The 24,286-nt window shown below is 51.4% G+C and carries 22 protein-coding genes; 11 read left to right on the top strand and 11 right to left on the bottom strand.

From position 1 onward, the window contains the following. Window positions 1-126 precede the first annotated feature (126 nt). Window positions 127-807 (bottom strand): aminotransferase class IV family protein, encoded by a 681-nt coding sequence (locus BLP79_RS02790; RefSeq protein WP_090215942.1) that lies wholly within the window; start codon window positions 805-807, stop codon window positions 127-129. Continuing rightward, entirely contained in the window at window positions 777-1,886 is a 1,110-nt protein-coding gene (locus tag BLP79_RS02785) for an aminodeoxychorismate synthase component I (protein WP_090215939.1), read from the bottom strand. The genes BLP79_RS02790 and BLP79_RS02785 overlap by 31 nt, the downstream gene beginning before the upstream one ends. 243 nt (window positions 1,887-2,129) lie before the next feature. Between BLP79_RS02785 and carB the strand changes: the two genes are divergently transcribed. Beyond that, on the top strand, window positions 2,130-5,492 hold the full coding sequence (gene carB / locus BLP79_RS02780) for a carbamoyl-phosphate synthase large subunit (RefSeq protein ID WP_090215936.1): 3,363 nt from the start codon (window positions 2,130-2,132) through the stop codon (window positions 5,490-5,492). A 154-nt stretch (window positions 5,493-5,646) separates the two neighbouring features. Here carB and BLP79_RS02775 read toward each other — a convergent pair whose 3' ends face one another. Next, window positions 5,647-6,582 carry an MBL fold metallo-hydrolase gene (locus tag BLP79_RS02775; protein ID WP_090215934.1) on the bottom strand — a complete coding sequence of 312 codons (936 nt, stop codon included), beginning with the start codon at window positions 6,580-6,582 and terminating at the stop codon, window positions 5,647-5,649. Between the two features lie 111 nt (window positions 6,583-6,693). On the opposite strand from BLP79_RS02775, the gene BLP79_RS02770 reads away from it, so the two are divergent. Continuing rightward, window positions 6,694-7,257, top strand: coding sequence for a TetR/AcrR family transcriptional regulator (locus tag BLP79_RS02770; protein ID WP_090215931.1), 564 nt, complete (start codon window positions 6,694-6,696; stop codon window positions 7,255-7,257). A gap of 261 nt (window positions 7,258-7,518) precedes the next feature. On the opposite strand, the gene BLP79_RS02765 is transcribed toward BLP79_RS02770, so the two are convergent. Continuing rightward, window positions 7,519-7,977: a hypothetical protein gene (locus BLP79_RS02765; RefSeq protein ID WP_090215928.1), complete on the bottom strand. Its 459-nt coding sequence runs from the start codon at window positions 7,975-7,977 to the stop codon at window positions 7,519-7,521. Between the two features lie 405 nt (window positions 7,978-8,382). Between BLP79_RS02765 and BLP79_RS02760 the strand changes: the two genes are divergently transcribed. Further along, window positions 8,383-8,976, top strand: a complete 594-nt coding sequence (locus tag BLP79_RS02760; RefSeq protein WP_090215926.1) for a thymidine kinase — start codon at window positions 8,383-8,385, stop codon at window positions 8,974-8,976. Window positions 8,977-9,118: 142 nt separating this feature from the next. On the opposite strand, the gene BLP79_RS02755 is transcribed toward BLP79_RS02760, so the two are convergent. The 5 genes from BLP79_RS02755 to BLP79_RS02735 all read right to left on the bottom strand — a co-directional run bounded on the left by BLP79_RS02755 (window position 9,119) and on the right by BLP79_RS02735 (window position 12,654). Continuing rightward, window positions 9,119-10,075 (bottom strand): 2-hydroxyacid dehydrogenase, encoded by a 957-nt coding sequence (locus BLP79_RS02755; protein ID WP_269799310.1) that lies wholly within the window; start codon window positions 10,073-10,075, stop codon window positions 9,119-9,121. Then, a complete protein-coding gene (locus BLP79_RS02750; protein ID WP_090215922.1) occupies window positions 10,072-10,422 on the bottom strand; it encodes a tRNA-binding protein in 351 nt (116 codons plus the stop codon). Before BLP79_RS02750 ends, BLP79_RS02755 begins: the two co-directional genes overlap by 4 nt. Further along, window positions 10,415-11,230 carry a pyrroline-5-carboxylate reductase gene (gene proC, locus BLP79_RS02745; protein WP_090215919.1) on the bottom strand — a complete coding sequence of 272 codons (816 nt, stop codon included), beginning with the start codon at window positions 11,228-11,230 and terminating at the stop codon, window positions 10,415-10,417. Before proC ends, BLP79_RS02750 begins: the two co-directional genes overlap by 8 nt. 40 nt (window positions 11,231-11,270) lie before the next feature. Continuing rightward, window positions 11,271-11,771: a type III secretion system chaperone family protein gene (locus tag BLP79_RS02740; RefSeq protein WP_090215916.1), complete on the bottom strand. Its 501-nt coding sequence runs from the start codon at window positions 11,769-11,771 to the stop codon at window positions 11,271-11,273. A 634-nt stretch (window positions 11,772-12,405) separates the two neighbouring features. After that, window positions 12,406-12,654, bottom strand: coding sequence for an accessory factor UbiK family protein (locus tag BLP79_RS02735; RefSeq protein WP_090215913.1), 249 nt, complete (start codon window positions 12,652-12,654; stop codon window positions 12,406-12,408). A gap of 96 nt (window positions 12,655-12,750) precedes the next feature. On the opposite strand from BLP79_RS02735, the gene lgt reads away from it, so the two are divergent. From lgt to BLP79_RS02715, 4 genes are all read left to right on the top strand, one after another. Continuing rightward, complete coding sequence (gene lgt, locus BLP79_RS02730) at window positions 12,751-13,656, top strand: prolipoprotein diacylglyceryl transferase (protein ID WP_090215910.1); 906 nt, start codon at window positions 12,751-12,753, stop codon at window positions 13,654-13,656. Then, the gene (locus BLP79_RS02725; protein WP_090215906.1) at window positions 13,653-14,720 is read left to right on the top strand and encodes a class I SAM-dependent methyltransferase; all 1,068 of its coding nucleotides are present in this window, start codon (window positions 13,653-13,655) and stop codon (window positions 14,718-14,720) included. Before lgt ends, BLP79_RS02725 begins: the two co-directional genes overlap by 4 nt. Beyond that, on the top strand, window positions 14,717-15,472 hold the full coding sequence (gene pgeF / locus BLP79_RS02720) for a peptidoglycan editing factor PgeF (protein WP_090215903.1): 756 nt from the start codon (window positions 14,717-14,719) through the stop codon (window positions 15,470-15,472). Before BLP79_RS02725 ends, pgeF begins: the two co-directional genes overlap by 4 nt. A gap of 353 nt (window positions 15,473-15,825) precedes the next feature. After that, window positions 15,826-16,620: a Hint domain-containing protein gene (locus tag BLP79_RS02715; RefSeq protein WP_090215900.1), complete on the top strand. Its 795-nt coding sequence runs from the start codon at window positions 15,826-15,828 to the stop codon at window positions 16,618-16,620. Window positions 16,621-16,692: 72 nt separating this feature from the next. On the opposite strand, the gene BLP79_RS02710 is transcribed toward BLP79_RS02715, so the two are convergent. After that, the gene (locus tag BLP79_RS02710) at window positions 16,693-17,193 is read right to left on the bottom strand and encodes an Lrp/AsnC family transcriptional regulator (protein WP_090215897.1); all 501 of its coding nucleotides are present in this window, start codon (window positions 17,191-17,193) and stop codon (window positions 16,693-16,695) included. Between the two features lie 226 nt (window positions 17,194-17,419). On the opposite strand from BLP79_RS02710, the gene trxB reads away from it, so the two are divergent. The 4 genes from trxB (at window position 17,420) to BLP79_RS02690 (ending at window position 23,096) form a co-directional block, all read left to right on the top strand. Then, window positions 17,420-18,361: a thioredoxin-disulfide reductase gene (gene trxB / locus BLP79_RS02705; protein WP_090215893.1), complete on the top strand. Its 942-nt coding sequence runs from the start codon at window positions 17,420-17,422 to the stop codon at window positions 18,359-18,361. A gap of 117 nt (window positions 18,362-18,478) precedes the next feature. Then, the gene (locus tag BLP79_RS02700) at window positions 18,479-20,161 is read left to right on the top strand and encodes an adenylate/guanylate cyclase domain-containing protein (RefSeq protein ID WP_090215890.1); all 1,683 of its coding nucleotides are present in this window, start codon (window positions 18,479-18,481) and stop codon (window positions 20,159-20,161) included. A gap of 257 nt (window positions 20,162-20,418) precedes the next feature. Beyond that, on the top strand, window positions 20,419-22,134 hold the full coding sequence (locus BLP79_RS02695; RefSeq protein WP_090215887.1) for a bifunctional sulfate adenylyltransferase/adenylylsulfate kinase: 1,716 nt from the start codon (window positions 20,419-20,421) through the stop codon (window positions 22,132-22,134). A gap of 218 nt (window positions 22,135-22,352) precedes the next feature. Beyond that, window positions 22,353-23,096: an HlyC/CorC family transporter associated domain-containing protein gene (locus BLP79_RS02690; RefSeq protein WP_090215884.1), complete on the top strand. Its 744-nt coding sequence runs from the start codon at window positions 22,353-22,355 to the stop codon at window positions 23,094-23,096. Window positions 23,097-23,379: 283 nt separating this feature from the next. On the opposite strand, the gene BLP79_RS02685 is transcribed toward BLP79_RS02690, so the two are convergent. Beyond that, window positions 23,380-24,267 (bottom strand): PhzF family phenazine biosynthesis protein, encoded by an 888-nt coding sequence (locus BLP79_RS02685; protein WP_090216897.1) that lies wholly within the window; start codon window positions 24,265-24,267, stop codon window positions 23,380-23,382. Between the last annotated feature and the right edge of the window lie 19 nt (window positions 24,268-24,286).

Here is a 24,286-nt window from a genome sequence, read left to right as displayed (position 1 = left end):
CCTTTTAAGGGCGGCGCGGTTGCGTCTAGTCGCCACCATCGTGCCCGATCAGGGCGCGATGCCTGGCCCAACGGGAGCAGGGGCAAATACTTGCCTCTGGCGACGGGCGGGAGCCCCTGTTTCGCTCTACATAGTTTGCAAGACTGCACAGGCCGGATCCCAGCGGGCCTGGATGGATCCACGCAGAGAGTTGGTCAGATTAATACTGGCGGCTGCATGCAGGTCGGAAAGCGTCAATACAGCTTCGCGTACCAGACCTTTGTTGAGGCGACTTTGCCGGTAGACCCCTGGCAGACACCCTGATGAGGTCGGCGGTGTCAAACGCGTTCCTGTCTCCGTTGTGATTGAGATATTGGTGATAGTCCCTTCGCACACCTCATCGCGTTCGTTCAGAAACACCCACTCATCAATACCCTGTGGCAAGTTCTGGCGTGCGTCATCATACAGCGCCCGGCGGGTGGTCTTATACCGCAAGAATGGATCCTCAGAATTCAACCGATCAGGTGCAATTGCAAAGGTCCAGACGCGCGCTGCATCAGGCATCGGCGCAAAGGTTACTTCAACACTGCCATCTACAGACAACGTTACCCGCACGCGTTGAGGCGTATCACCATGCCTGTCCTGCAAGCTTTGTCTAATTTCTGCTTGATTAAACGCCAGCCCGAAAGCGTCAGCCGAACGTTGCAACCGGGCCAGATGGAGCGAGAGCCGCGCGACGCCTTGTCCCGGCACATGCCCAAATGTTTCGATCAACTGAAAATCGGGATCGTTTCTGATCAGATCGGCTGGGCAAAGCGCGTTTTCCATAAGGCTTCCTCATATTCTGCGTCAGCAGTGCTGTCCCAGACCACCCCGCCCCCCACATTCAGTCGCGCTTGCGTGCCATCTACCATCAGAGTACGAATCGCGACGTTAAATTCAGACCGACCATCAGGGGCGGCCCAACCTATGGTGCCGCAATAGATATCTCGGGGCCACGGCTCTAGGTCTGCCAAAACCTCCATTGCACGAATTTTGGGCGCGCCCGTAATCGAACCACAAGGGAAAAGAGCCCTAAAAATATCACCAAGCTTGACATCAGAACGCAATTGGGCCCGCACCAACGACACCATTTGATGCAGGGTTGCATAGGTTTCGACCTTAAACAATTCCGGCACGTCAACGCTGCCCACCTCGGCAACCCGGCTAATATCATTTCGCAAAAGATCCACGATCATTAGGTTTTCAGCACGGTTTTTTTCGTCTGTCGCCAAGAAACTAAGATGAGCCGCGTCTTTAATTGGATCTGCGTGCCGGGGCTGCGTCCCCTTCATTGGGCGCGTTTCAATCTGCCCTTGCGCATTCGTGCGAAAGAACAATTCAGGTGATCGCGACAGGAGATCGGGCAATTCGTCTTGTTCAACCAGCACCCCGTGTTTCACTGGCTGCCGCGCAACAAGCGCCGCATACAACGCCTCAGTATCCCCCTCGACATCTGCATCTATTGGAAAGGTCAGGTTCGCCTGATAGAAATCACCGCTGGCAATATTCTCTTTCACCACATCAAACGCTGTACGATAGCGTTCTAAATCCCAACGCGGCGCAAATTGCACCAATGACGCTGCATCGCCCGACTTGTGGTTTATTGAATGAGGGGTATCGTAGACCCCGAAACGCAGCAATGGCAATGCGCGATCAGAAGGCATGAACGCCGCAAGTTTGGGTTCCAGAGCATAGCCCAACTCGTAGGTTGCATAACCCGCAATCCACGCACCCGCCGACCGCGCAGCATCAATTGCGACAAGTGCCGAGGCGACCTCTGCGGCACATTCTGCCTGAATGATTTCGCGTGGCGCAGCAAAAGCAGTTCCGCTTTCAAGTGGGCCACGATCAAAACGCAGTCTCATATAAGGATCCCTATGGTCATCCTGTGATTATGGGCAGGCGATATAGTGTTTTCGCCCTCTGTGCCAAGTCTAGAAAAAAGAGAATTGCCAAGCACCGCTGTGCATTTTGCAGAACTTACACGATCAGACACGCTTTCTCTTGCACCTTTCCACGCGCTCCCTATAACGCAGGACAATTTGGGTGCACCTCAGCACCCTTTCCGACTCGCCCATCGCGCCCGCACAATCGAAGGATGAAGAGCCATGCCCAAAAGAACAGATATTCAATCTATCATGATCATTGGGGCGGGCCCCATCGTAATTGGGCAGGCCTGCGAATTTGACTATTCCGGCGCACAGGCTTGTAAAGCGCTGCGCGAAGAAGGCTATCGGGTCATTCTGGTAAATTCAAATCCTGCGACCATCATGACAGACCCAGGCCTGGCGGATGCGACTTATATTGAACCGATTACACCAGAAGTGGTCGCCAAGATCATCGAAAAAGAGCGCCCTGACGCTTTGCTGCCAACGATGGGTGGGCAGACCGGCCTGAACACCTCACTTGCACTAGAAGAAATGGGTGTGCTTGAAAAGTTCGATGTCGAAATGATTGGGGCAACCCGCGATGCTATTGAAATGGCAGAAGATCGCAAGTTGTTCCGCGAAGCAATGGATCGTTTGGGAATCGAAAACCCCCGTGCATCGATTGTAACTGCTCCAAAGAAAGACAATGGCGATGCCGACCTTGACGAAGGTATTCGCCTTGCCCTGCAAGAGCTGGAAGATATCGGCCTGCCCGCCATTATTCGCCCCGCCTTTACAATGGGCGGCACAGGTGGCGGTGTCGCCTATAACCGGGAAGATTACATCCATTATTGCCGGTCTGGCATGGATGCTTCACCCGTAAATCAGATCCTTGTGGATGAAAGCCTATTGGGCTGGAAAGAATACGAAATGGAAGTAGTTCGCGACAAAGCGGACAACGCCATTATCGTCTGCTCTATCGAAAACGTCGATCCAATGGGCGTGCACACCGGCGATTCGATTACGGTCGCCCCTGCCCTGACGCTGACTGACAAAGAGTATCAGATCATGCGGACCCATTCGATCAACGTTCTACGTGAGATCGGCGTAGAAACGGGTGGTTCAAATGTGCAGTGGGCAGTGAACCCCGCTGACGGCCGTATGGTTGTGATTGAAATGAACCCGCGTGTATCGCGGTCTTCAGCGCTGGCGTCCAAAGCAACAGGCTTCCCGATTGCAAAAATCGCCGCAAAGCTGGCTGTGGGCTACACGCTGGATGAGTTGGACAATGACATCACCAAGGTCACTCCAGCTTCGTTTGAGCCTTCGATTGACTATGTCGTCACCAAGATCCCCAAATTTGCGTTTGAGAAATTCCCAGGATCTGAGCCCTACTTGACCACCGCGATGAAATCCGTGGGTGAAGCCATGTCGATCGGCCGCACCATCCACGAATCTTTGCAAAAAGCACTCGCTTCGATGGAATCGGGCCTGACAGGGTTTGATGAAATTGCAATTCCCGGTGTGACCGTCGGCCTTTGGGAAGACGCAGCAGCAACCGATAAAGCTGCTGTAATCAAAGCAATCAGCCAGACAACCCCTGACCGGATGCGCACAATTGCACAAGCGATGCGTCACGGCTTAACCAACGACGAAATCAACAACGTCACTGCCTTTGATCCTTGGTTCCTGGATCGCATTCGTGAAATCGTCGATATGGAACGTGAGATTCGCAAAAACGGCCTGCCCGTCCGCGAAGATGAGCTGCGCGCTGTCAAGATGCTGGGCTTCACTGATGCGCGCCTTGGTGCGCTAACCGGGCGTGACGAAGATAACGTGCGGCGAGCCCGTCATAATCTTGGCGTAAAGGCTGTGTTCAAACGCATCGATACATGTGCCGCAGAATTTGAAGCGCAAACGCCGTATATGTATTCGACCTATGAAACCCCAATGATGGGGGAAGCCGAATGTGAAGCACGCCCATCTGATCGCAAAAAAGTTGTGATCCTTGGCGGTGGCCCCAACAGAATTGGTCAGGGGATCGAGTTTGATTACTGCTGCTGTCACGCCTGCTATGCACTGACCGATGCGGGCTATGAAACCATCATGGTCAACTGTAACCCTGAAACGGTTTCCACTGACTATGACACTTCAGATCGTCTGTATTTTGAACCTCTGACGCTGGAACATGTCATGGAAATCCTGCGCGTTGAGCAGGAAAAAGGTACATTGCATGGTGTGATCGTTCAATTTGGCGGCCAAACTCCGCTGAAACTGGCAAATGCGCTCGAATCCGAAGGTATTCCGATCCTCGGAACCTCTCCTGACGCGATTGATTTAGCCGAAGATCGTGAACGCTTTCAGGCACTGGTCAATGAACTGGGTCTGAAACAGCCAAAGAACGGCATCGCCTCAACAGATGCGCAGGCAATTGATATTGCGGAAAAGATTGGTTTCCCACTGGTTATCCGCCCCTCTTATGTCCTGGGTGGTCGCGCGATGGAAATCGTGCGTGATATGGATCAGTTGAAACGCTACATTAAAGAGGCCGTGGTTGTATCCGGCGACAGCCCTGTTCTTCTTGACAGCTATCTGGCCGGCGCGGTGGAGCTGGATGTAGATGCGATCTGCGACGGCAAAGACGTGCATGTCGCAGGTATCATGCAACATATCGAAGAGGCTGGTGTTCACTCTGGCGATTCTGCCTGCTCTCTGCCGCCCTACTCTCTCAGCAAAGATGTGATCGACCGGATCAAAGATCAGGCGCATTCCTTGGCAACTGCACTGAATGTGGTTGGCCTGATGAACGTACAGTTCGCAATCAAAGATGATGAGATCTATCTGATTGAGGTAAACCCACGCGCATCACGGACCGTGCCTTTTGTGGCCAAAGCGACCGACAGTGCGATTGCGTCCATCTCAGCCCGTGTAATGGCGGGAGAGCCTCTGTCGAATTTCCCCATGCGCGCACCTTATGGGCCGGATGCAGGCTATGATGTCAACACACCGATTGCAGATCCGATGACCCTGGCCGATCCAGATATGCCCTGGTTCTCAGTCAAAGAGGCGGTGCTACCCTTCGCACGCTTCCCTGGCGTTGACACGATTTTGGGTCCTGAAATGCGCTCCACCGGGGAAGTTATGGGCTGGGATCGCTCTTTTGCAGGCGCTTTCCTCAAGGCGCAAATGGGCGCTGGGATGGTGCTTCCGCGCAAGGGCTGTGCCTTTGTATCGATCAAGGATTCTGATAAAAGCGATCAGATGCGCGAAGCTGCGCAAACCCTAGTGGATCTTGGCTTTACGCTTGTTGCAACTCAAGGAACACAAGCTTGGCTTGATGGACAAGGTATTCCCTGTGGTCTGACCAACAAAGTCTATGAAGGCCGTCCCCATGTCGTAGATCTGCTCAAAGACGGTAAGGTTCAAATCTTGATGAACACGACCGAAGGCACGCAAGCCGTTGAAGACAGCAAAGAAATGCGTTCTGTGGCGCTTTATGGTCGAATTCCTTATTTCACCACCGCAGCTGGTGCTCATGCTGCAGCCTTGGCTATCAAGGCCCAATCCGAGGGCGACGTAGAGGTTAAGTCACTACAGGGCTGATCTTTTCGGCAGAGGTCCCAAATTTTACAAACGCCGCAGTCGGAGTTGACTGCGGCGTTTGTCTTTTCAGCATATCGCCAAACATCTACGATACGGCACGTTATCCCGCAGGTCTGCAATTCAAATTAAAGGCACCAGAGATCCGCGTTGGATGTCAGGATTTTGGGAACAAAAAGAGGTTTTGAATATCCACCAAACCAGCAGCCATATATGACGGATAACGTTCCAAAATTGCGGCCTTGAGCTCATCTCCCGAGCTTGAAGCCGCATAAGTTGTTTGAACATGGTCAAGATATACAAGACCGTCATCAATCGCCTGTCGTGACCCAGTTGTTGGGCCGTGTCCGGGCAGCACAAGATCAAAACTTGTATCTACCTGCATTTCACGCAGACCTGCTGACCAGCCATCGAAATTTCCGTGCCCACAAAAGAGGTGGCAGTTATTATAAAGTATGTCCTGAGCAATCAGTACCTTTTGATCAGGCAGATAAATCGTCATCATATTATCAGATTCTGCATCTGTGACATGACGGAATTCTAGTGTCACTCCATCAATCAGCTCTGTCGCGCCATGGGCAATGATATGGTTTGGAACAACCTTGCTTGGTGGGACATGTTTCCCAAGTGAGGCAATACTGATTTCAATAAAGAAATCACCAAGTTGGTTAATTTCAGCTTGTGTCTCCGCAAACGAATAAATCGGCACATCCCGGAACTGATAGGCCCCAAACCAATGATCCGGATGCAGGTGTGAAACAATCATGCGATCTACAGGCTTACCGGTCCTCTCCGCATAATCACGGACCTCTTGTCCATAGATCACAGATCTTTGTCCATCGACGAAAACGAGGCGCTCAGGCGTTTCAATTACGTGAGTTGTCACACACCCTGTCAGGTCAGGGCTTTGATAGCTATGGATCTTTACTTCACCAAAATCCGCAACCGTAACGACACCATGTTCTAACGGTTTGCTTCCCTGCCCCAATGGCCCGCCTCCCAGTGTGTTTGCGCGTAAAATACTGGGCGCGGACAAGGCGGCTGCGGCTCCCCCTACCAACAGTGAACGTCGATTTGTTATCAGTCTAGACATTTATCACCCTCCGAATCTATCTAGTACTTGGTAGATAAATTCTTAGAGGGTTGACGATCTTATCGTCAACCCTCTATCTAGTACTTGATAGGTAGCGAGATATATCCAACCATGCAGACTGAAAAAGCCTCAGAGATTCTAAACGTCGCTCGAAAGCTAATGATGGATAGAGGTTACAACGGCTTTAGCTTTCGCGACGTCGCAGCAGAGGTCGGCATAAAAAGTGCAAGCATCCACTATCACTACCCAACAAAAGCTGAACTCGCCAGGGCAGCAGCACGCACCTACCGGGAAGATTTCAGCACCGCGCTAAACGCTTTGCCCAGTACGAATGCCATTGGAATGTTATCCGCCTACGGAAACTTATTTGTCGCAACCCTTCGTGACCATGGTCGAGTATGTCTTGGAGGCATTTTAGCCTCAGACGCGACAACCTTACCTGAAACGGTCCGCTATGAAGTTGAATGTTTCTTTGAAGAACAACGACTTTGGCTAAGCCAAGTGCTGCGAAAAGGTCAGGAAAATGGTGAAATCATCACGACCATCGATCCTGATGATTTTTCTGCAATGTTTGTATCAAGTCTTGAAGGTGCCATGTTGGTTGCAAGAGGCATTGGACAACCGGATCATCTCGCGCAATCGATTGATCAGCTTGTACAATTCGCGAAAGCCTGACCCATAGCCCACGACACCACAACATCGAAATTTCGCAATTTGCACATGCTCAGCCTTCTGCAGCGAAGGTACACCGTTGACAGAAGACGCCCAATGCCTACGCTCGCCATCATTTGTAATATTCGGAGCTCTCTCATGCGCGTCTTGCTTGCCCTTTCAACTCTCATCGCACTAGCTGCCTGCGGAGGGGTGCCATTGGTGCCATTGATCTAACAGAGTCGTTAAAAAGCAAATAGCCCGCTAAAGAGCGGGCTATGGTGTTTAGGCTGGACCTTCTTCAAGGTGCAGCTTCATCTCAAGCAAAACCTGCTGAAGCAAGACGGTCTCTTTGAGCAACCTCTTAGTCTCATTTACAGTAATAATTCCATCTTCGATGGCTGTTTGATATTCGCTCATCAACATTGCGAAACGTTGGCTCAGTGCGATCACATCCGAGTTCACATTCCCATTTCGCGCCGAATCAGGTGTTGTTTCATTATACGATAAGGTGATATTTCGCAGATCTGCCAAGGCAGAGGTGACATGAGGAAAAGACGATTGCTCCTCTAGCCGGGCAACTGCATCGACTGGCATAAAGCGGTCCGCATGCTCGGCATTGTCAGAGTAATAGCGTCCAAGAGTCGCCTTTGATTTGCCTGTGATTGCACAAGCATTTTCAATGCCCACATCCTTTACCAAAGCCTCTGTGTGCTTTTTCAAGTAGGCGCAAATATCGGCCATATCTTCAGTCCTCGCTGACGTCCTGATCGTTACCTGGGGAAGAATACTTCATCTTTCCCAGTTTATATTTTGTAAGGGAGTTACACTTTATTTACCATCCCTTAGAGGAAAAGGGCGTGTGTGTTTTGAAGACCGTGTCAGATAAACACGCCTATGTTCGGCTCCAATCAGGTGTGAGTGACTGTAGAGCTGGTTTCCGGCAATTGTTCTGCCACGTCAGGCGCATTCTGTACGGGATGTACCATCCATGACACAAGCCTGTGGGCTCAATGCTTGATGTTCAGGTGAATAAACGCGCCGAAATGCGCCTGATTTCTTAGTTGTTACGCCCCATCTACCAACGTCGATGCTTTTGGCGTCTATTTCTGGTTCCACGCCCCTTAAAAGCACATTAGACCCGGAATCATGGCAAAGCTTTATTTCAACTACTCCACCATGAACGCAGGCAAATCCACTGTGCTCTTGCAGGCGTCTCACAACTATCGTGAAAATAATATGGACACCTATTTGCTCACTGCTCGGATAGATGATCGGGCGGGTACTGGGCGTATCGCTTCACGGATCGGCATTGCAGCCGAAGCTGACATGTTTGATGCACAGGATGATCTTTATGCACAAATCACCACCCGGTTGGCACAGAGTGGTGTGGCTGCGATTTTTGTAGATGAAGCACAATTCCTCACCCCTGAACAGGTTTGGCAATTGGCCCGAGTCGTCGATGATCTTCGGGTGCCTGTCCTATGTTATGGATTGCGCGTGGATTTTCAGGGGAATCTGTTTCCCGGTTCAGCAACACTGCTTGCACTCGCAGATGAGATGCGAGAGGTGCGCACGATCTGTCATTGTGGGAAGAAAGCAACAATGGTGATCCGTCAAACCCCTGATGGCCACACGATTACCACAGGGGATCAAGTCCAAATTGGTGGTAATGAAAGCTATATTTCTCTCTGTCGCAAGCATTGGCGCGAAGCGATGGGAGATCTGTCGGCAGAAAGCTAAACCTCTGCGCTTCTCGTACAAAGCCCAATAGAATAAACTGCCGCAGCGCACCGCAGATGCGCTGCCACGCCCAACGGTGAGACATAGGCCGATAGGTCACAATGTCAGAGCAGGCGGGAGAGCCCCCTTTTCCTGCTGCTGTTCATACCACCAAATTGGGCAGTGTCATTCCGGTCAAATGGGCGAAAACATTATCAAGCGCCATATACCCCATCCCGCTGCGCACCTCTTCCGCAGCTGTTCCTAAATGAGGTAAAAGCGTTACATTGTTCAGCCCAGTCAGTGCCTCAGGAATTTTTGGTTCAAACTCATAGACATCAAGCCCCGCACCTGCGATTTGGCCAGATTGCAGGGCGGCTATCAGCGCAGCCTCCTCGACAACTTCGCCTCTGGCAATATTGATCAAATGGGCATGTTGTGGCATCGCAGCTAGGATTTCAGCGTTGATCAGATGGCGTGTCTCTGCACCACCAGGTACTGCCAGCACTAGAAAATCCACCTCTCTGGCCAGATCAACAACGGAGTTCATAAAGGTAGCGGGGTGAGGCAGACTCTTTTCACTGCGTGCGACATATGAGATTTTCATTCCAAACCCATAATGACAGCGATGCGCGATCGCCTGCCCGATGCGCCCCATGCCTAAGATGCCGACCCGTTTTCCACCCACATGCTGTCCTAGCAATTGCGTCGGATGCCAGCCCTGCCAAGCACCCGCCCGCACAAGGCGCTCCCCTTCACTGGCCCGACGGGCGGACATCAAAATCAGCATCATCGCGATGTCAGCTGTCGCATCGGTCACCGCTCCAGGGGTATTTGTCACAGCAATGCCAGCCGCCTTAGCTGCGGCCACATCGATATGATTGTAACCAACACCAAAATTCGCCAGCAATTTACACCGAATATCCCCCGCCGCAGCCAAGACTTCAGCTGAAAATAAATCACCCAACGTTGGGACAATACAGTCAAATTCACGCAGTACATCGCACATTTCCGACGGCTCCATAACCGACGTCTTGGCGCGTATTTCTACATCAAAGATTTCTCGTGCCCGCGCCTCGACCTCAGCCGTCATCGGACGTGTAATAAAGACTTTACTCAATGCAAGCGCCCTCCAAGCGGCAGATCCGTTGAAATGGTACCGTCTGGCCCTATTAAAACGATCTCACCTTGCGCATCGGGCAAGCCCAATACCAACACTTCTGACATAAACTTACCGATCTGACGCCGCGGAAAATTCACCACCGCCAAGACCTCTTTTCCAATCAAACTGTCGGCATCGTAATGTGCCGTAATCTGGGCTGAGGTTTTCTTTTCACCAATCTCTGCGCCAAAGTCGATCCACATCTTGATGGCGGGTTTGCGTGCCTCCGGGAAAGGTTCGGCCTTGATCACCCGACCAACACGAATATCGACTTTTAAAAAATCATCAAAAGCAATGTCACCCACGAGAAAGCTCCTTAGATCGTTCGGTGGCAGCGGCCACTGCACGATTCAACAATGGTGGAAAACCCGTTCCCTCATCCATCAAAACCTCAAGAGCCGCCTGTGTCGTGCCATTGGGGCTGGTCACATTAACACGCAATTGTGAGGGGCTCTCTTCTGAGGTTTCAGCCAAAGCACCAGCCCCAGCGACCGTTGCTTTAGCAAGTTTAAGGGCAAGCGCCTCAGGCAGCCCTTGCGCAGTACCAGCCGCTGCCAAGGTTTCAATCAGATGAAAAACGTAAGCTGGGCCAGAGCCACTTACCCCCGTAACCGCATCTATTTGTCCTTCATCGTCAAGACGCACGACCTGTCCAACAGCCTGCAACAGCGCCTCAGCATGATCTAAATGCGCCGCAGTCGAGGCGGCGTTTCCAACAATTGCCGTAATACCCTTGCCTATTGCCGCTGGTGTATTCGGCATTGAGCGTACAATCGGTGTCTGAGATCCAAATATTTCTTCGAAGGTGGTAAGAGATGTCCCCGCTGCCACCGAGACAAACAAGGTCTGTCCGCCGCCATAGTTTTGCAGCGCAGGTAAAGCTTCACCCATCATCTGTGGTTTGACGGCGATTAGCACAATCGCGGGGCTTTGGGGCAAGTCTTCGTTGATCCGAACGCCTGTGGTTTTTAACCAATCAGATGGATGTGGATCTTTAACCCAGACGGAGGCTGCTGGCAGTCCTCCTTCAAGCCATCCCGTCAACATGGCAGAGCCCATTTTCCCGCAGCCCAAAAGCACTAAGCCGCGTGTCGCCAGATCTGATTGCGTCATAAATCCGCCTCTCCCCATCATTCAATCGTTGGGGAAATCTTTACGCCCGACCATATCCCTCTGCAATGGCGACCTGCATAGCTTTTGTAGGGGTTTGCTTTCCCCACACATTCATCTGAATTGCAGGATAAAACCGTTCACAATTCGAAACAGCAATATTAAGCAACTTGTCGATTTGTTGGGAACCTGCCAACAGCCCACCCGTTAACAAAAGGCCATAGCGATACAACATCAACTTATGCTCAGGCCAATAAGTAAAAGACCCTGTCCAGCATTCATCATTCATCTTATTGATCAGCTCATAAAGCTCCGACACGCGGTTTTGCGGTGGATCCATCTCAAAGCTACAAACAAGACGCAGCGTTTCCTCTGGGTCAGACCACGCCAAAGTCAGTGAATATGTTCGCCATTGCCCTTCAATCGCCATGGCAATCTGATCCTCGGCAATTCGGTCAAATTCCCAGTCATGGCCTGCAGCCAAATGTTCAACCACATCAATTGGATGCGTCTCTTCATAAAATTGGTGTTCAGATAGGGACATGGGGCACCTCTCTACAAATCCAGTTTCGCGAGAGTTCCAACACCCCCAATGACTGGACTTCTGCTCTACTTGAAGGGGCTGAGAGCTCCTCCAATACAAGATATAGACTGCCCGGTGTCACCCATCATAGCAACCCTCTCTCTGGGGATATCTTCAATAAGTTGTGGATGGTATATAATTTCGCCCACATATAGTGGCAACTTTTCGCGTATATAGGCGCAACGGCCCAGATCAAACCATAGTCTTGGGTATTTTTGATTTTGCCAAATTATACATTGTCCAAATGTGTCTGCGAATCGCATGCAAGCAGAATGAGACTTTTCAGGATCATCACAGGCTGCACGGCTTTTACCTGCATCCCCTTTGCAATATCAGATGTGCTTGATATGCTATTCCTTCGCTTGAGTCATTTCGTTGCACCGTCTAGAGCGTTGAGGGTTTACGACCTCACAAGCGCATTTTTCTCTTCAACACCTGTTAATGCCGCACACGCGCAAGCGCCATCCGCGATGAAGCTTGCGGAAATCATATCAGATTTTTAAGTGATCATATGGCTCTGTGCCCTAGGTCGGGCACATCACGGGCGCCCGTCGGACGCCTAGATATATCGCAAGATACATTTATGACGAACGCATCAATTATTCAGCTTATCTTCCAACGCTGCAATGCGCACCTTCAGTGTCTCATTTTCTTCGCGCGCTTTTTGTGCCATCGCACGCGTTGCGTCGAATTCTTCACGTGTGACAAAATCGTGATCTGCGAGCCAGCGATCGATGACGCTTTTCATAGCGGTCTCCGCCTCGTCGCGCGCGCCCTGAGCAACGCCCATCGCGTTTGTCATAAGTTGAGAAATATCGTCCAGAATCTTGTTGCGTGTTTGCATCGTCTTCTCCGTATGAAGCTTACCCCTTATATGGGCAACCACAGCCGGTTCGGCAAGCCGTTGACTTTCTGCTCTCAGCACAGGCATTGACCATATATGCAAGCAATGATCCCTTTCCCCAATTTATCACCTGAGATTTTCACCATCTCTGTGGCTGGCTTTGAATTTGCCCTGCGCTGGTACGCCATGGCCTATATTGTCGGCATTCTGATTGCCTGGCGTCTGGCTGTGATGGCCGTCCGCACGGCGCCTTTGTGGCCCGATAAAAAATCGCCGATGGATGCACGACAGGTCGAGGACCTTATTACCTGGATTATCCTTGGTGTCGTCTTGGGAGGGCGTCTTGGCTATGTGTTGTTCTATCAGCCTGCCTACTACCTCGCCCATCCGGCCGAGATTTTGCAAATCTGGACCGGTGGCATGGCTTTTCATGGCGGGCTGCTCGGCGTCGTTGTAGCAGCCTGGATCTTTGCCCATCGTCATGGGATCGCAAAACTACAGATGGCAGATCTTGTGGCGCATGCGGTTGCCCCCGGCCTGCTGTTGGGGCGGCTTGCGAACTTTATCAATGCTGAACTTTGGGGACGTGCAACAGACCTGCCCTGGGGTGTTGCTTTTCCGGGACGTGCGGCACAGGATTGCGGCCAAGCCATTGGAACCCTGTGCGCACGCCATCCCTCCCAACTCTATGAAGCGCTCCTAGAAGGGCTCCTGTTAGGAGGTGTCATTTTGTGGATGGTCTACCGACGCAGTGCTTTTCACAAGCCAGGCCAGATCTTAGGTGTTTTCCTTACCGGATACGGTTTGGCGCGATTCCTTGTTGAATTTGCACGCCAACCTGATGCGCAATTTGTTGAGATCGGTAACCCTCTGGGTCTAGCTTATCATATCAACGGTATCGGAGTGACGATGGGGCAGACACTTTCAGTCCCAATGATTGCACTAGGTCTTTACTTCCTTCTAAGACGCCCGACCTTACAAACAAAGACATCTACACGATGAGCCTGCTTTCACATTTAATTGAACGCATCACCACACAGGGGCCGCTATCGGTTGCGGATTATATGGCCGAGTGTTTGCTACATCCAGAATTCGGCTATTACACAACCCGCACGCCCTTTGGCACCGAAGGAGATTTTACGACGGCACCGGAAATCAGCCAGATGTTTGGTGAACTGATCGGATTGTCTTTGGCGCAAAGTTGGATCGATCAGGGGGCACCGGCTCCGTTTACCCTGGCAGAACTTGGCCCCGGCCGCGGAACCCTCATGGCAGATGTTTTACGCGCAACCAAAGCTGTGCCCGGCTTTCATGACGCAATGCAAATTCACATGGTCGAGGCCTCCCCTACCCTGCAGCGCGCGCAGGAAACCGCACTTACGGGATATAAGGCGCAGTGGAGCGACACGGTGACCACATTGCCTGAACAGCCGCTGTTTCTAGTGGCCAATGAATTTTTTGATGCCTTGCCTGTACGGCAGTTCATTCGCACACAAGACCAATGGGCCGAACGCTGCATTGGGCAATCTGAGGGAGAACTGACCTTTGGTCTTACACAAGCGAGCGCCCAAAAAGCGCTGGATCATCGCCTGACAGATACTCGCGAAGGCGACCTCGTCGAGATCTGCGATGCCGCTAGCCCCATTGTTCAAGAGGTCGCGCGACGCATTTCAAATTCTGGCGGTGCGGCTCTTATCATTGATTACGGTGATTGGCGTTCTTTGGGAGATACCTTGCAAGCGTTGCGCGCACATGCGCCTACAGACCCACTTAAAGCGCCCGGACAAGCTGATCTGACCACACATGTGGACTTTGAAGCCCTGACACAGGCTGCCACATCTGAAAACTGCGCTTTTAGCAAAGTCACCCCCCAAGGGGTGTTTCTGGAGCGCCTCGGCATTACTGCGCGGGCGCAGGCCTTGTCAAAAGGGTTGGCTGGGGATGCGCTGGAAAATTTGATTGCCGCGCATCGCCGTTTGACGCACCCTGACGAAATGGGCACCCTCTTTAAAGTGGTTGGCTTATATTCGAAATCACACACACCACCACCGGGACTGGACGCATGACGCTCGAAATTTTAACTGCTGATCAGCTCGCGCCTGTCAAACATGGCTTTTTCACCCGCAAAGGCGGCGCCTCCTCTGGGGTGTTTGAAGGTTTGAACTGCGGACTTGGTTCTTCTGATCAGCGCGAAATCGTGCTGCTGAACCGGCGACGCGTTGCGGATGCGATGGGTGTTGATGATTTGGCTTTGATGGGCGTTCATCAAATCCATTCACCTGACGTGGTTACAGTAGATGCACCGGCAGCAGATCGCCCCAAAGCCGACGCCATTGTGACCAAAACCCCCGGTATTGCGCTTTCGATCCTCACTGCAGATTGTCAGCCCGTTCTATTTTCTGACCCGGATGCACAAGTGATCGGTGCCGCCCATGCAGGCTGGCGCGGCACGTTAGATGGTGTGCTGGAAGCCACTGTAGATGCGATGGTAGCACTTGGGGCAACAGCGTCAAACATCACCGCAGTCATTGGCCCAACGATCTCTCAACGTGCCTACGAGGTTGGTCCAGAATTTTTTGAGGACTTCATTACGCAAGATCCCAGCTATTCCCGCTTCTTCGCCAATGGTGAAGGGGACCGATATCTTTTTGATCTCCCTGGACTTGGGCTAGAAAAACTACATTCTGCGGGAGTGAAAGAGGCAAGTTGGACGCGGCATTGTACCTATTCAAATGCAGATAGATTTTATTCATATCGCCGCACGACCCATGCAAAGGAAGCTGATTACGGGCGCCTCATCTCCTGCATTAGACTTTAAGTTCTGAACGGCTTAAGAGACCTTTTCTTCTACATACCCTGTTATCGCCGCCACTATGCCACAATCCCGGCACATTGATTACCGAATGTGAAACAAGCAAAGAGCATGCTTTCGGCAAGCTCTGTTGAATAAGTTCTGCATCAACGGTGTTCTACTCTATGACACCAGCGCCTGCAGGGCTTTGGTGTTTCACTAAGAGCCTGCTCTTAGGGTGTTATAGATTTGTGCCAGACCGTGAGGTCAGCTGGTGACGCGAACGCGCATGGTCTTGCTGCGAGGTCAAGTGCAGTGCCTTTGGAATAGGCACGCTTCACGCATCAGTACAAGGCACGTTAAACGAGGGGGCGTTTGCGATGAGCATCCCATATTCGCTGCAACGCGCAGCAAGCAACATGTTAGAGCAACAGGCGGTCCTGCAAGACACACCTGCATTGCCGACCGGGAACAAACCACAGCTGCGCCGATTTGATGTCATGAGTCTTTTGCCGAACGGTGACATTGCAGAGACCCGACACATTGCTCCTGCGATGCCATTATTCGAAAACGCTTTTACAGCTTTTAGCCGCGGCTCAATGGTTGAAACGGATCACGGCCCCGTCGCCATCGAAGATCTTTTCCCTGGTGACAACATCCTGACCACGGACGGTGAGACAATGCCTTTGATGTGGAAAGGCAGTACCTTGGTGATGCCAACCCGCGAGGCTGCAAAAGGGACGGACAACCAGCTGACAAGCTTGATGCCAGATAGTATGGGCTATCATAAACCAGCCAGCTGCGTCGTCGTAGGTGCATCTGCACGTCTGCTTTGCACCCCAGCACACCTACGCAAAGATATTGTTGGCGGTCCTCTTCTCACCCCGGTGCCAATGTTTCATGACGGTATGAACATTGTAGAGACAGCTCCTCCGACACCTGTGCAAATGTTTCATTTGATGTTGCCGCAACATGCTGTAATCCGCATTGCAGGCCTTGAATTTGAAACGTTTCACCCAGGCACAGATGCGCTGCGCCATGTCAGCCATGCGATGCGGACGCTGTTTCTAAATCTGTTTAGCCACATCGATACACCTACTGATTTTGGCCCCCTAGCCCATCCACGGGCAGAAGGCAAAGATCGCGGCGTTGATCGTGAACCCTTTCACGTATGATACCAAAAAGCCTGCGTGTTTTGACAACATGCAGGCTTCGTCTTTTCTCAGATGAACTGACGCTAGAGTTTCTTATGCCTCACGTGCAAGACGCTCTTCCAAGATTTCAAACGGCACACCAGGATCATCTTTTGCCCCACGAATAACCAGCGAAGTTTTGACACTCGCCACATTTGGCGTGGTCAGCAAATCTCCGGTCAAAAAACTCTGGAATGTGCTGAGGTCCGGTGCGACACATTTCAAAATGAAATCCACCTCACCGTTCAACATGTGGCATTCGCGCACCAAAGGCCATCCACGGCACTGCTCTTCAAACGCGCTCAATTCGCTCTCTGCCTGACTTTCAAGCCCAACAGAGGCAAAAACCTGCACTTCGAATCCAAGTTCACGGGCATTTACTTCGGCATGATAGCCACCGATAAACCCGGCCTCTTCCAGCGCTCGCACGCGACGCAAACACGGAGGCGCTGAAATGCCAACCCGTTTTGCCAGCTCAACGTTTGTCATTCGACCATCCGCCTGCAGCTCTGCCAGAATTTTCCGGTCGATGGGATCCAGTCGCGTAGTGACCATTTATATGCTCCTGCCAAGTGGCATTTCTTATAGCAGCTGCGTCGTTTCGCGCAATAATATTTCACATCTGCGCAATATTATTGATCATCCTCAAAGACAACCCAGAAGTTTAAACCTTTGCATTCAGCCAGACGATCAACAAACAGGGGTTTAAGAGCCCCCAGTGGACCGCTATATCCGACTCCGACCGTAAAACACACGCAGCCTTTGCAATCGAGGAAACATCATGTCCGACACGCGCCATACCAAGGTTCTGATCATCGGCTCAGGCCCTGCAGGTTATACCGCAGGCGTCTATGCCAGCCGCGCCATGCTAGAGCCGATTTTGGTGCAAGGCATTGAACCAGGTGGCCAGCTGACCACCACAACCGAAGTGGAAAACTACCCTGGTTTCACTGAGGTTCAGGGCCCCGATCTGATGATAAAAATGCAAGAACACGCACAAGCGATGGGATGTGAAATTATTGGTGATATCATTACCTCACTTGATACCACCCAACGTCCCTTTGTGGCCAAGGGGGACAGCGGTAAAACCTACACCGCAGACGCTGTTATCCTCGCAACAGGCGCACGCGCAAAATGGCTCGGTTTGGAGAGTGAAGATAAATTCAAAGGCTTTGGCGTTTCGGCCTGTGCGACATGCGACGGATTCTTTTATCGTGGGCAGGAAATCGTGGTCATCGGGGGTGGCAACACTGCGGTCGAAGAAGCTCTGTTCCTGACCAATTTTGCCTCAAAAGTAACATTGGTACATCGCCGCGACGAACTGCGTGCAGAAAAAATTCTGCAAGATCGTTTGATGAAAAACGAGAAGATCGAAACGCTCTGGTTTCACGAACTGGAAGAGGTTTACGGGTCAGACAGCCCTCTGGGTGTCGAAGGTATCAAAGTCAAACATACAACAACTGGCGAAATCCGTGACATCCCTGCCAAAGGGGTCTTTGTTGCCATTGGCCATGCGCCCGCTTCTGAACTGGTGGCAGATGTTCTTGAAACGCATAACGGCGGCTATATCAAAGTTACACCGGGCACTACAGAGACCTCTATCCCAGGTATCTTTGCTGCCGGGGACCTTACAGATCACAAATACCGTCAGGCCGTGACATCGGCGGGCATGGGATGCATGGCTGCATTGGACGCCGAACGCTTCCTTGCAACTCAAGAATAGAATTCACGTTTCTTTTCACGAAACTGTGCCACTCAAAAGGTCATGAACAAAGTTTCATGGCCTTGACCGCCACAGACAAAATCCGGTCTAACTAGCGAAAACGACCGGAGATAAGAAATGGCGCACCCCTTGTGGCATGGCAACTGGGCAGAACGGCTGCGCATATCGTCAGGGCTGGTGTTGTTTACATACGCCCTGTTCCATTTCCTCAACCTTGGTATTGCCTTACTTTCACCTGAATGGATGAATGTATTTCAGCACAATCTGCAGACCATTGTGCGTTCATCTCTGGGATCTGCGATCCTTTATGGGTCCTTACTTATTCATGCAGCGCTTGCTTTTCAAATGATTGCAACAAGGCGCAATTTACGTTTGCCGCGAATAACTCTCTTTCAAATAGCGCTGGGAATTTTTATTCCATTCCAGCTTGCCGGGCATCTGATATTCACGCGCTATGCTCACACGTTCCACGGCGTTCAGGATGAATACGGCTATTTTTTACTGCTGATCTGGGGCAGTTCCACAATATGGTGGCAAAGTCTTCTTTTGCTCGTGGTATGGGTTCACGGGTGCATCGGTTTACATTTCTGGCTGCGCCTAACTGAAACATGGCAGCGCCTAATGCCCTGGCTCATTGGAATAGCAGTATTTGTACCGATTTCAGCTTTAGCAGGCTTGCTTGCCGAAGGTCGCCGCATGAACGAACTGGCTTATGGTGATGGTTACCTCCGTGAAATGCAGGAAGACTACAACTGGCCAAGCCCACAAACCATTCAAGGTTTGGTAGAAATTTATGACTATGCCCGCTTCCTGATATTCATGCTTTTGGTGCTGTCGCTTAGCTACTATGGCATCAATAAAATGCTGCGCTCTCGGCGTTCGGTCAAAATCACCTATGCTGATGGACCACAAGTCACCGCTGAACGCGGCATGACCTTGCTAGAGATTTCGCAAGCCAATGATGTTCCCCATACAGCGCTATGTGGTGGTAAAGGGCGCTGCACTACCTGTCGTGTGGTCTTGGAACAGGGTGCGAGTGCCGTCCCTCCCCCTTCAGCGGCAGAAGCACGGACACTTGCCGCGATCAAAGCGCCGCCGAATGTCCGCTTGGCCTGCCAAGTCCGCCCAGATACTCCGCTCACAGCCCATCGTGTCTTTCGTCCTGACCGCGACAAACCCCGCGCCCATGCGAGCCAAGGGGAAGAACGACAACTGGCCATTCTATTTCTTGATATCCGGGGCTTTACCAAACGTTCCGCCGGTATGTTGCCCTATGATGTGGTATTTCTGCTCAATAGGTTTTTTGACGCAATCGTTCCTGAGATCCTCGCTCAGGGAGGGACTGTCGACAAATATATGGGAGACGGGTTATTAGCCCTGTTTGAAACCCGCGACGCCAAAAGCTCAGCTTCAGCGGCCTTGGGTGCAATACAAAAAATCAGCGTAGCCCTTGCCCGTTTTAATACTATCTTGCAAGCAGAGGGCGAACCACCCGTAAAAATCGGCATGGGTCTACATCTGGGGCATGTGGTTCTTGGTGAAATTGGCAGTGCCCATAAAGCGCCACGCACAATCATAGGTGACACAGTAAATATTGCCAGCCGCCTAGAAGCAAAAACCAAAGAGCTTGACGTTGAAGCTCTGATTTCTGCAGAGGTCTTTTTTGCCGCCGGCATCGCTGAGATTTCAGGTGAACTGGAACAATTCAGACTGCGTGGCGTAGAGGCGCCCGTTGCTGCGCTGCAGCTTTCTTTGGCCGCTGATTTGAGAAAGCACCTGTTGGAAACGAGCCAAATCTAATATTGGAACATTGAGGCTCAAAAAAACATGGACGAATCTGCGACAGTTTCCTGACATCCGTCTTACCACTGCCTAAAAAGTAGAGGCTTTTTCTACAAAGGCGCCCTCTTTGCTTACAAGCCTCCCACTTTGCGCAACACAGTTATAACTTCGCTCTTTTCGTCTCTCCCCCTGTGGACAGAACAACAAAGCTGACGGTATGGGACTGTCACAGTGATTTGCCTGACTGGGCCGCGTATAAAGAGAAGTGACACTCAATGACCCAATTAAACAATCTTGCTCCTATCCCAGAGCTATATGTTTCATATGATTCCGCACAAAAACTTAAAATAGAAGCTGCGCACCTTAAAAGCTTTGACCTGACACCACGTCAAATTTGTGATCTCGAACTCCTGATGAACGGCGGTTTTAACCCGCTCAAAGGCTTCTTGACCGAAGCTGACTATAATGGCGTTGTCGAAAACATGCGCCTTGCAGATGGCAGCCTTTGGCCCATGCCAATCAATTTGGATGTTTCTGAGGATTTCGCGGAAACTCTTGAAATTGGAGAAGATATTGCACTGCGCGATCAAGAAGGCGTTATTCTTGCGACGATGACAGTCACTGATCGCTGGGAACCTAACAAAGCACGTGAGGCTGAAAAGGTTTTCGGTGCCGATGATATCGCCCATCCTGCTGTAAACTATCTGCACAACCAAGCAGGGAAAATTTATCTGGGTGGCCCTATTGTTGGCATCCAGCAGCCAATCCACTATGATTTCCGCGCCCGTCGCGACACACCAAACGAGCTACGCGCCTATTTCCGCAAATTGGGCTGGCAGAAAGTTGTTGCCTTCCAAACACGCAACCCGTTGCACCGCGCACATCAGGAACTGACCTTCCGTGCAGCACGCGAAGCTGAAGCAAACCTTTTGATCCATCCTGTTGTCGGCATGACCAAACCCGGCGACGTCGATCACTTTACCCGTGTGCGCTGTTATGAAGCGGTTCTGGACAAATACCCACAATCCACCACAACCATGTCGCTTCTTAACCTCGCGATGCGCATGGCCGGTCCACGTGAAGCCGTTTGGCACGGTCTGATCCGTAAAAACCACGGCTGCACACATTTCATTGTTGGTCGCGACCACGCAGGCCCTGGCAAAAACTCCGCCGGCGAAGATTTCTACGGCCCATATGATGCACAGGATCTGTTCCGCACTCATGAGGAAGAAATTGGTCTGAAAATGGTCGATTTCAAACACATGGTTTATGTGCAAGAGCGCGCCCAGTATGAGCCAAACGACGAAATCGCAGATCGTGACAATGTCACCATTTTGAACATCTCAGGCACCGAACTGCGTCGCCGTCTGGCGGAAGGCCTTGAGATCCCAGAATGGTTCTCTTTCCCTGAAGTCGTGACAGAGCTGCGTAAAACCAAGCCACCGCGTTCCAAGCAGGGCTTTACCCTGTTTTTCACTGGCTTCTCAGGTTCCGGGAAATCCACCATCGCAAATGCTGTAATGGTAAAACTCATGGAAATGGGCGGCCGTCCGGTGACGCTACTGGATGGGGACATTGTTCGTAAAAACCTCAGTTCAGAACTTGGCTTCTCAAAAGAGCACCGCGATCTGAACATCAAACGTATCGGTTATGTGGCAAGTGAGATCACCAAAAACGGTGGTATCGCGATCTGTGCACCAATCGCACCTTATGCCTCAACCCGCCGGTATGTACGTGAAGATATCGAAAGCTTTGGTGCCTTTATTGAAGTGCACGTTGCGACAACCATCGAAGAATGTGAACGTCGTGATCGTAAAGGTCTCTATAAACTGGCTCGTGAAGGCAAAATCAAAGAGTTCACCGGCATCTCCGATCCCTATGATGTGCCAGAAAACCCTGAACTGCGCCTTGAAACCGAAAACACCGAGGTGGATTACTGCGCGCAGCAGGTTATCCTGAAACTGGAAAGCATGGGGCTGATAACAGCCTAAGCGAAGCTGATAACTTTTCAGAAAGCCCCGCCATCAAGCGCGGGGCTTTCTTATGTGGACGACTGGCAAGCCGACCCAGCAATACTGCGCAGGCAAAGCCAATCGGTCAAAGCTTGTTTTGAGGCCATTTTACCGAATGCTGCGCGGTGTCCGAGTGTCTGCTTTCAAAGGTTTTCAATTATCGGTAACTTCGCAGCCATCACTAGTGGAGCAACCGTATGCGCAAACCCAAAGGTCGCCTGGCCGATGTATTTAACCTGCCAGACGATGAAGCTGGGAAGCCTCGAACTGTACTGATGTTGGATCAGCTCACACATGTTCCAGAAACAGGAGACGTGTTGCAGGTTGCAGATCGAAACTTGTCGATTGCTCAAGTCGATGGGAGACGGATAAGGAATTGCCTGACAGGCTGGAAGATGGCGGGGCGGGGCAGTGTTGCAGTATTGATCAACGAACCTACAGACACACTGCGACCATTAGCACAGCGACCAGATCGTCTTTTCGTCACGTGGACACCTAAAGACGAATTGCCTTGGCACTTCCAAACTGACGATCTGCCGACATTTACGCGCCTCAATGAAGATTGGAACGCACATCCAAACGATGTCGCCCTCAAGCTTGAGCAAAACGGCAAAACGCTCTTGGCTCATATGCGACCAAATCCATATGTCTATCGTGAATACGAGAATGTACCTGCGATTACAGTCTGCTTCGAAGACTGCAAGCGGTATCGTGTGACGTCAGTAAATGACCATGGATGGTATGACGGCCTATGCCGTTTCAGTGGGCTCGCTCCATCATGGGGCGAGTTTTACGAAATTTCAGGCGATACCAGAGACGACATGCAGCCCACGCCTTGGGTCAAGATGGAGGGGTCTGGAGCCCGGCATTTTCATTTCTATCTGAGAGATGAAGCCCTTGAGGTCAAAGCGCAGGGCTGGTCGTTGGAAACCAAAAACTGACTTTCGGTTTCAATTCCTGAACGGTAGCAAAGTCCGCATCGGAGACATTACAAATGGGCCGCAGCGAAGCTCACGATGCCTGTCAAAGACATCAAGCCAAGCGAATACCTTTTCTTGTGAACATCAAAACCAACGACGACAGGCTGGTATTCAACTGCCACCCCAAACCGAGAAATGCGTGTTGCTTTCTTTACGATGCTGGAAACTCCTAAGATCGAAATGTTCCAGCATCGCAGCAGTCAGCTGTACCGCCGTCCAGCATAGTATTTTTGTGTGACGGCTTTTACAGTGTGTCCGGTAGCTCCACAGTCCCGCGCATCAAAATATAACCTTTGCCAGCCACTTTGACCCCGGTCATCTCTTCAGGCGCGCCCACACGTGTGACACGCGCTTGCCCGGGGCGTCCCATTCCATGACCTTGCTCAGCGACAAACTGATCTTTTTTCAGAAGTCCATGGTGCCACAGATAGGCAGCCATCGCCCCGGTCGCGGAGCCCGTAAATGGATCTTCAGCTGGGCTTGGCGGGGCCATCAGGAGCCGCGAAAAAGTATCACCTGCTGTCGTCGCACCTTCAAGTGTCACAAGGAAGGGCTCCATCACGTCTATTCCATCCGCGCCAAAGCTCTGACCCAAAATCGCAAGCCCCTCGACATTCAATCTGGCTGCTTCCAGATGCTCACGACTGTCAATCACAGTTATGCAAAAGGGTAGGCCCGTCGAGACAATTTGAGGACGTCCCAAAATGGCGGCCTTTGGCAAGGACACAGTCTTCGCCACCAATTCGGGGTCGGCAAACCGCCCAAATGTCGGAGCGATCTGGATAATTTCTATTTCATCACCGTGCAAATGAACCTCAACGACCCCGGCACCAGTCTCCAATGTCACCTGTGTGCCCTTAAAGAGCCCTCTGCTGCGAAGCGCCTCAACTGTTGCGATTGTAGGATGCCCAGCAAATGGGATTTCACGGTTTGCGAGAAAATAACGAACCTTAACATCTGCAATGTCAGACGGTCCGGTAAATGTACATTCAACTAGTGAAGTTTCCCGCACATAAGCCATGCAGACATCCGCCGGTAAGCCAGCGCCACCGTGAACCACCGCACATCCGTTACCCCCAAACGCGCGATCTGAAAATGCATCAACCCAATCAAATTCATACTTAGAGACCATAGAACAACCTATCTTTGTC

The sequence above is a fragment of the Epibacterium ulvae genome, assembly GCF_900102795.1.
Classification (GTDB): Bacteria; Pseudomonadota; Alphaproteobacteria; order Rhodobacterales; family Rhodobacteraceae; genus Epibacterium; species Epibacterium ulvae.
Note: the sequence above shows the minus strand (reverse complement) of the source record. Positions and strands in the feature narration are given on the sequence as shown.

Coding starts and splice junctions, on each gene's coding strand:
- BLP79_RS02790 (WP_090215942.1), bottom strand. CDS start 807: ATGGAAAACGCGCTTTGCCCAGCCGATCTGATCAGAAACGATCCCGAT.
- BLP79_RS02785 (WP_090215939.1), bottom strand. CDS start 1,886: ATGAGACTGCGTTTTGATCGTGGCCCACTTGAAAGCGGAACTGCTTTT.
- carB (WP_090215936.1), top strand. CDS start 2,130: ATGCCCAAAAGAACAGATATTCAATCTATCATGATCATTGGGGCGGGC.
- BLP79_RS02775 (WP_090215934.1), bottom strand. CDS start 6,582: ATGTCTAGACTGATAACAAATCGACGTTCACTGTTGGTAGGGGGAGCC.
- BLP79_RS02770 (WP_090215931.1), top strand. CDS start 6,694: ATGCAGACTGAAAAAGCCTCAGAGATTCTAAACGTCGCTCGAAAGCTA.
- BLP79_RS02765 (WP_090215928.1), bottom strand. CDS start 7,977: ATGGCCGATATTTGCGCCTACTTGAAAAAGCACACAGAGGCTTTGGTA.
- BLP79_RS02760 (WP_090215926.1), top strand. CDS start 8,383: ATGGCAAAGCTTTATTTCAACTACTCCACCATGAACGCAGGCAAATCC.
- proC (WP_090215919.1), bottom strand. CDS start 11,230: ATGACGCAATCAGATCTGGCGACACGCGGCTTAGTGCTTTTGGGCTGC.
- BLP79_RS02740 (WP_090215916.1), bottom strand. CDS start 11,771: ATGTCCCTATCTGAACACCAATTTTATGAAGAGACGCATCCAATTGAT.
- BLP79_RS02735 (WP_090215913.1), bottom strand. CDS start 12,654: ATGCAAACACGCAACAAGATTCTGGACGATATTTCTCAACTTATGACA.
- lgt (WP_090215910.1), top strand. CDS start 12,751: ATGCAAGCAATGATCCCTTTCCCCAATTTATCACCTGAGATTTTCACC.
- BLP79_RS02725 (WP_090215906.1), top strand. CDS start 13,653: ATGAGCCTGCTTTCACATTTAATTGAACGCATCACCACACAGGGGCCG.
- pgeF (WP_090215903.1), top strand. CDS start 14,717: ATGACGCTCGAAATTTTAACTGCTGATCAGCTCGCGCCTGTCAAACAT.
- BLP79_RS02715 (WP_090215900.1), top strand. CDS start 15,826: ATGAGCATCCCATATTCGCTGCAACGCGCAGCAAGCAACATGTTAGAG.
- BLP79_RS02710 (WP_090215897.1), bottom strand. CDS start 17,193: ATGGTCACTACGCGACTGGATCCCATCGACCGGAAAATTCTGGCAGAG.
- trxB (WP_090215893.1), top strand. CDS start 17,420: ATGTCCGACACGCGCCATACCAAGGTTCTGATCATCGGCTCAGGCCCT.
- BLP79_RS02700 (WP_090215890.1), top strand. CDS start 18,479: ATGGCGCACCCCTTGTGGCATGGCAACTGGGCAGAACGGCTGCGCATA.
- BLP79_RS02695 (WP_090215887.1), top strand. CDS start 20,419: ATGACCCAATTAAACAATCTTGCTCCTATCCCAGAGCTATATGTTTCA.
- BLP79_RS02690 (WP_090215884.1), top strand. CDS start 22,353: ATGCGCAAACCCAAAGGTCGCCTGGCCGATGTATTTAACCTGCCAGAC.
- BLP79_RS02685 (WP_090216897.1), bottom strand. CDS start 24,267: ATGGTCTCTAAGTATGAATTTGATTGGGTTGATGCATTTTCAGATCGC.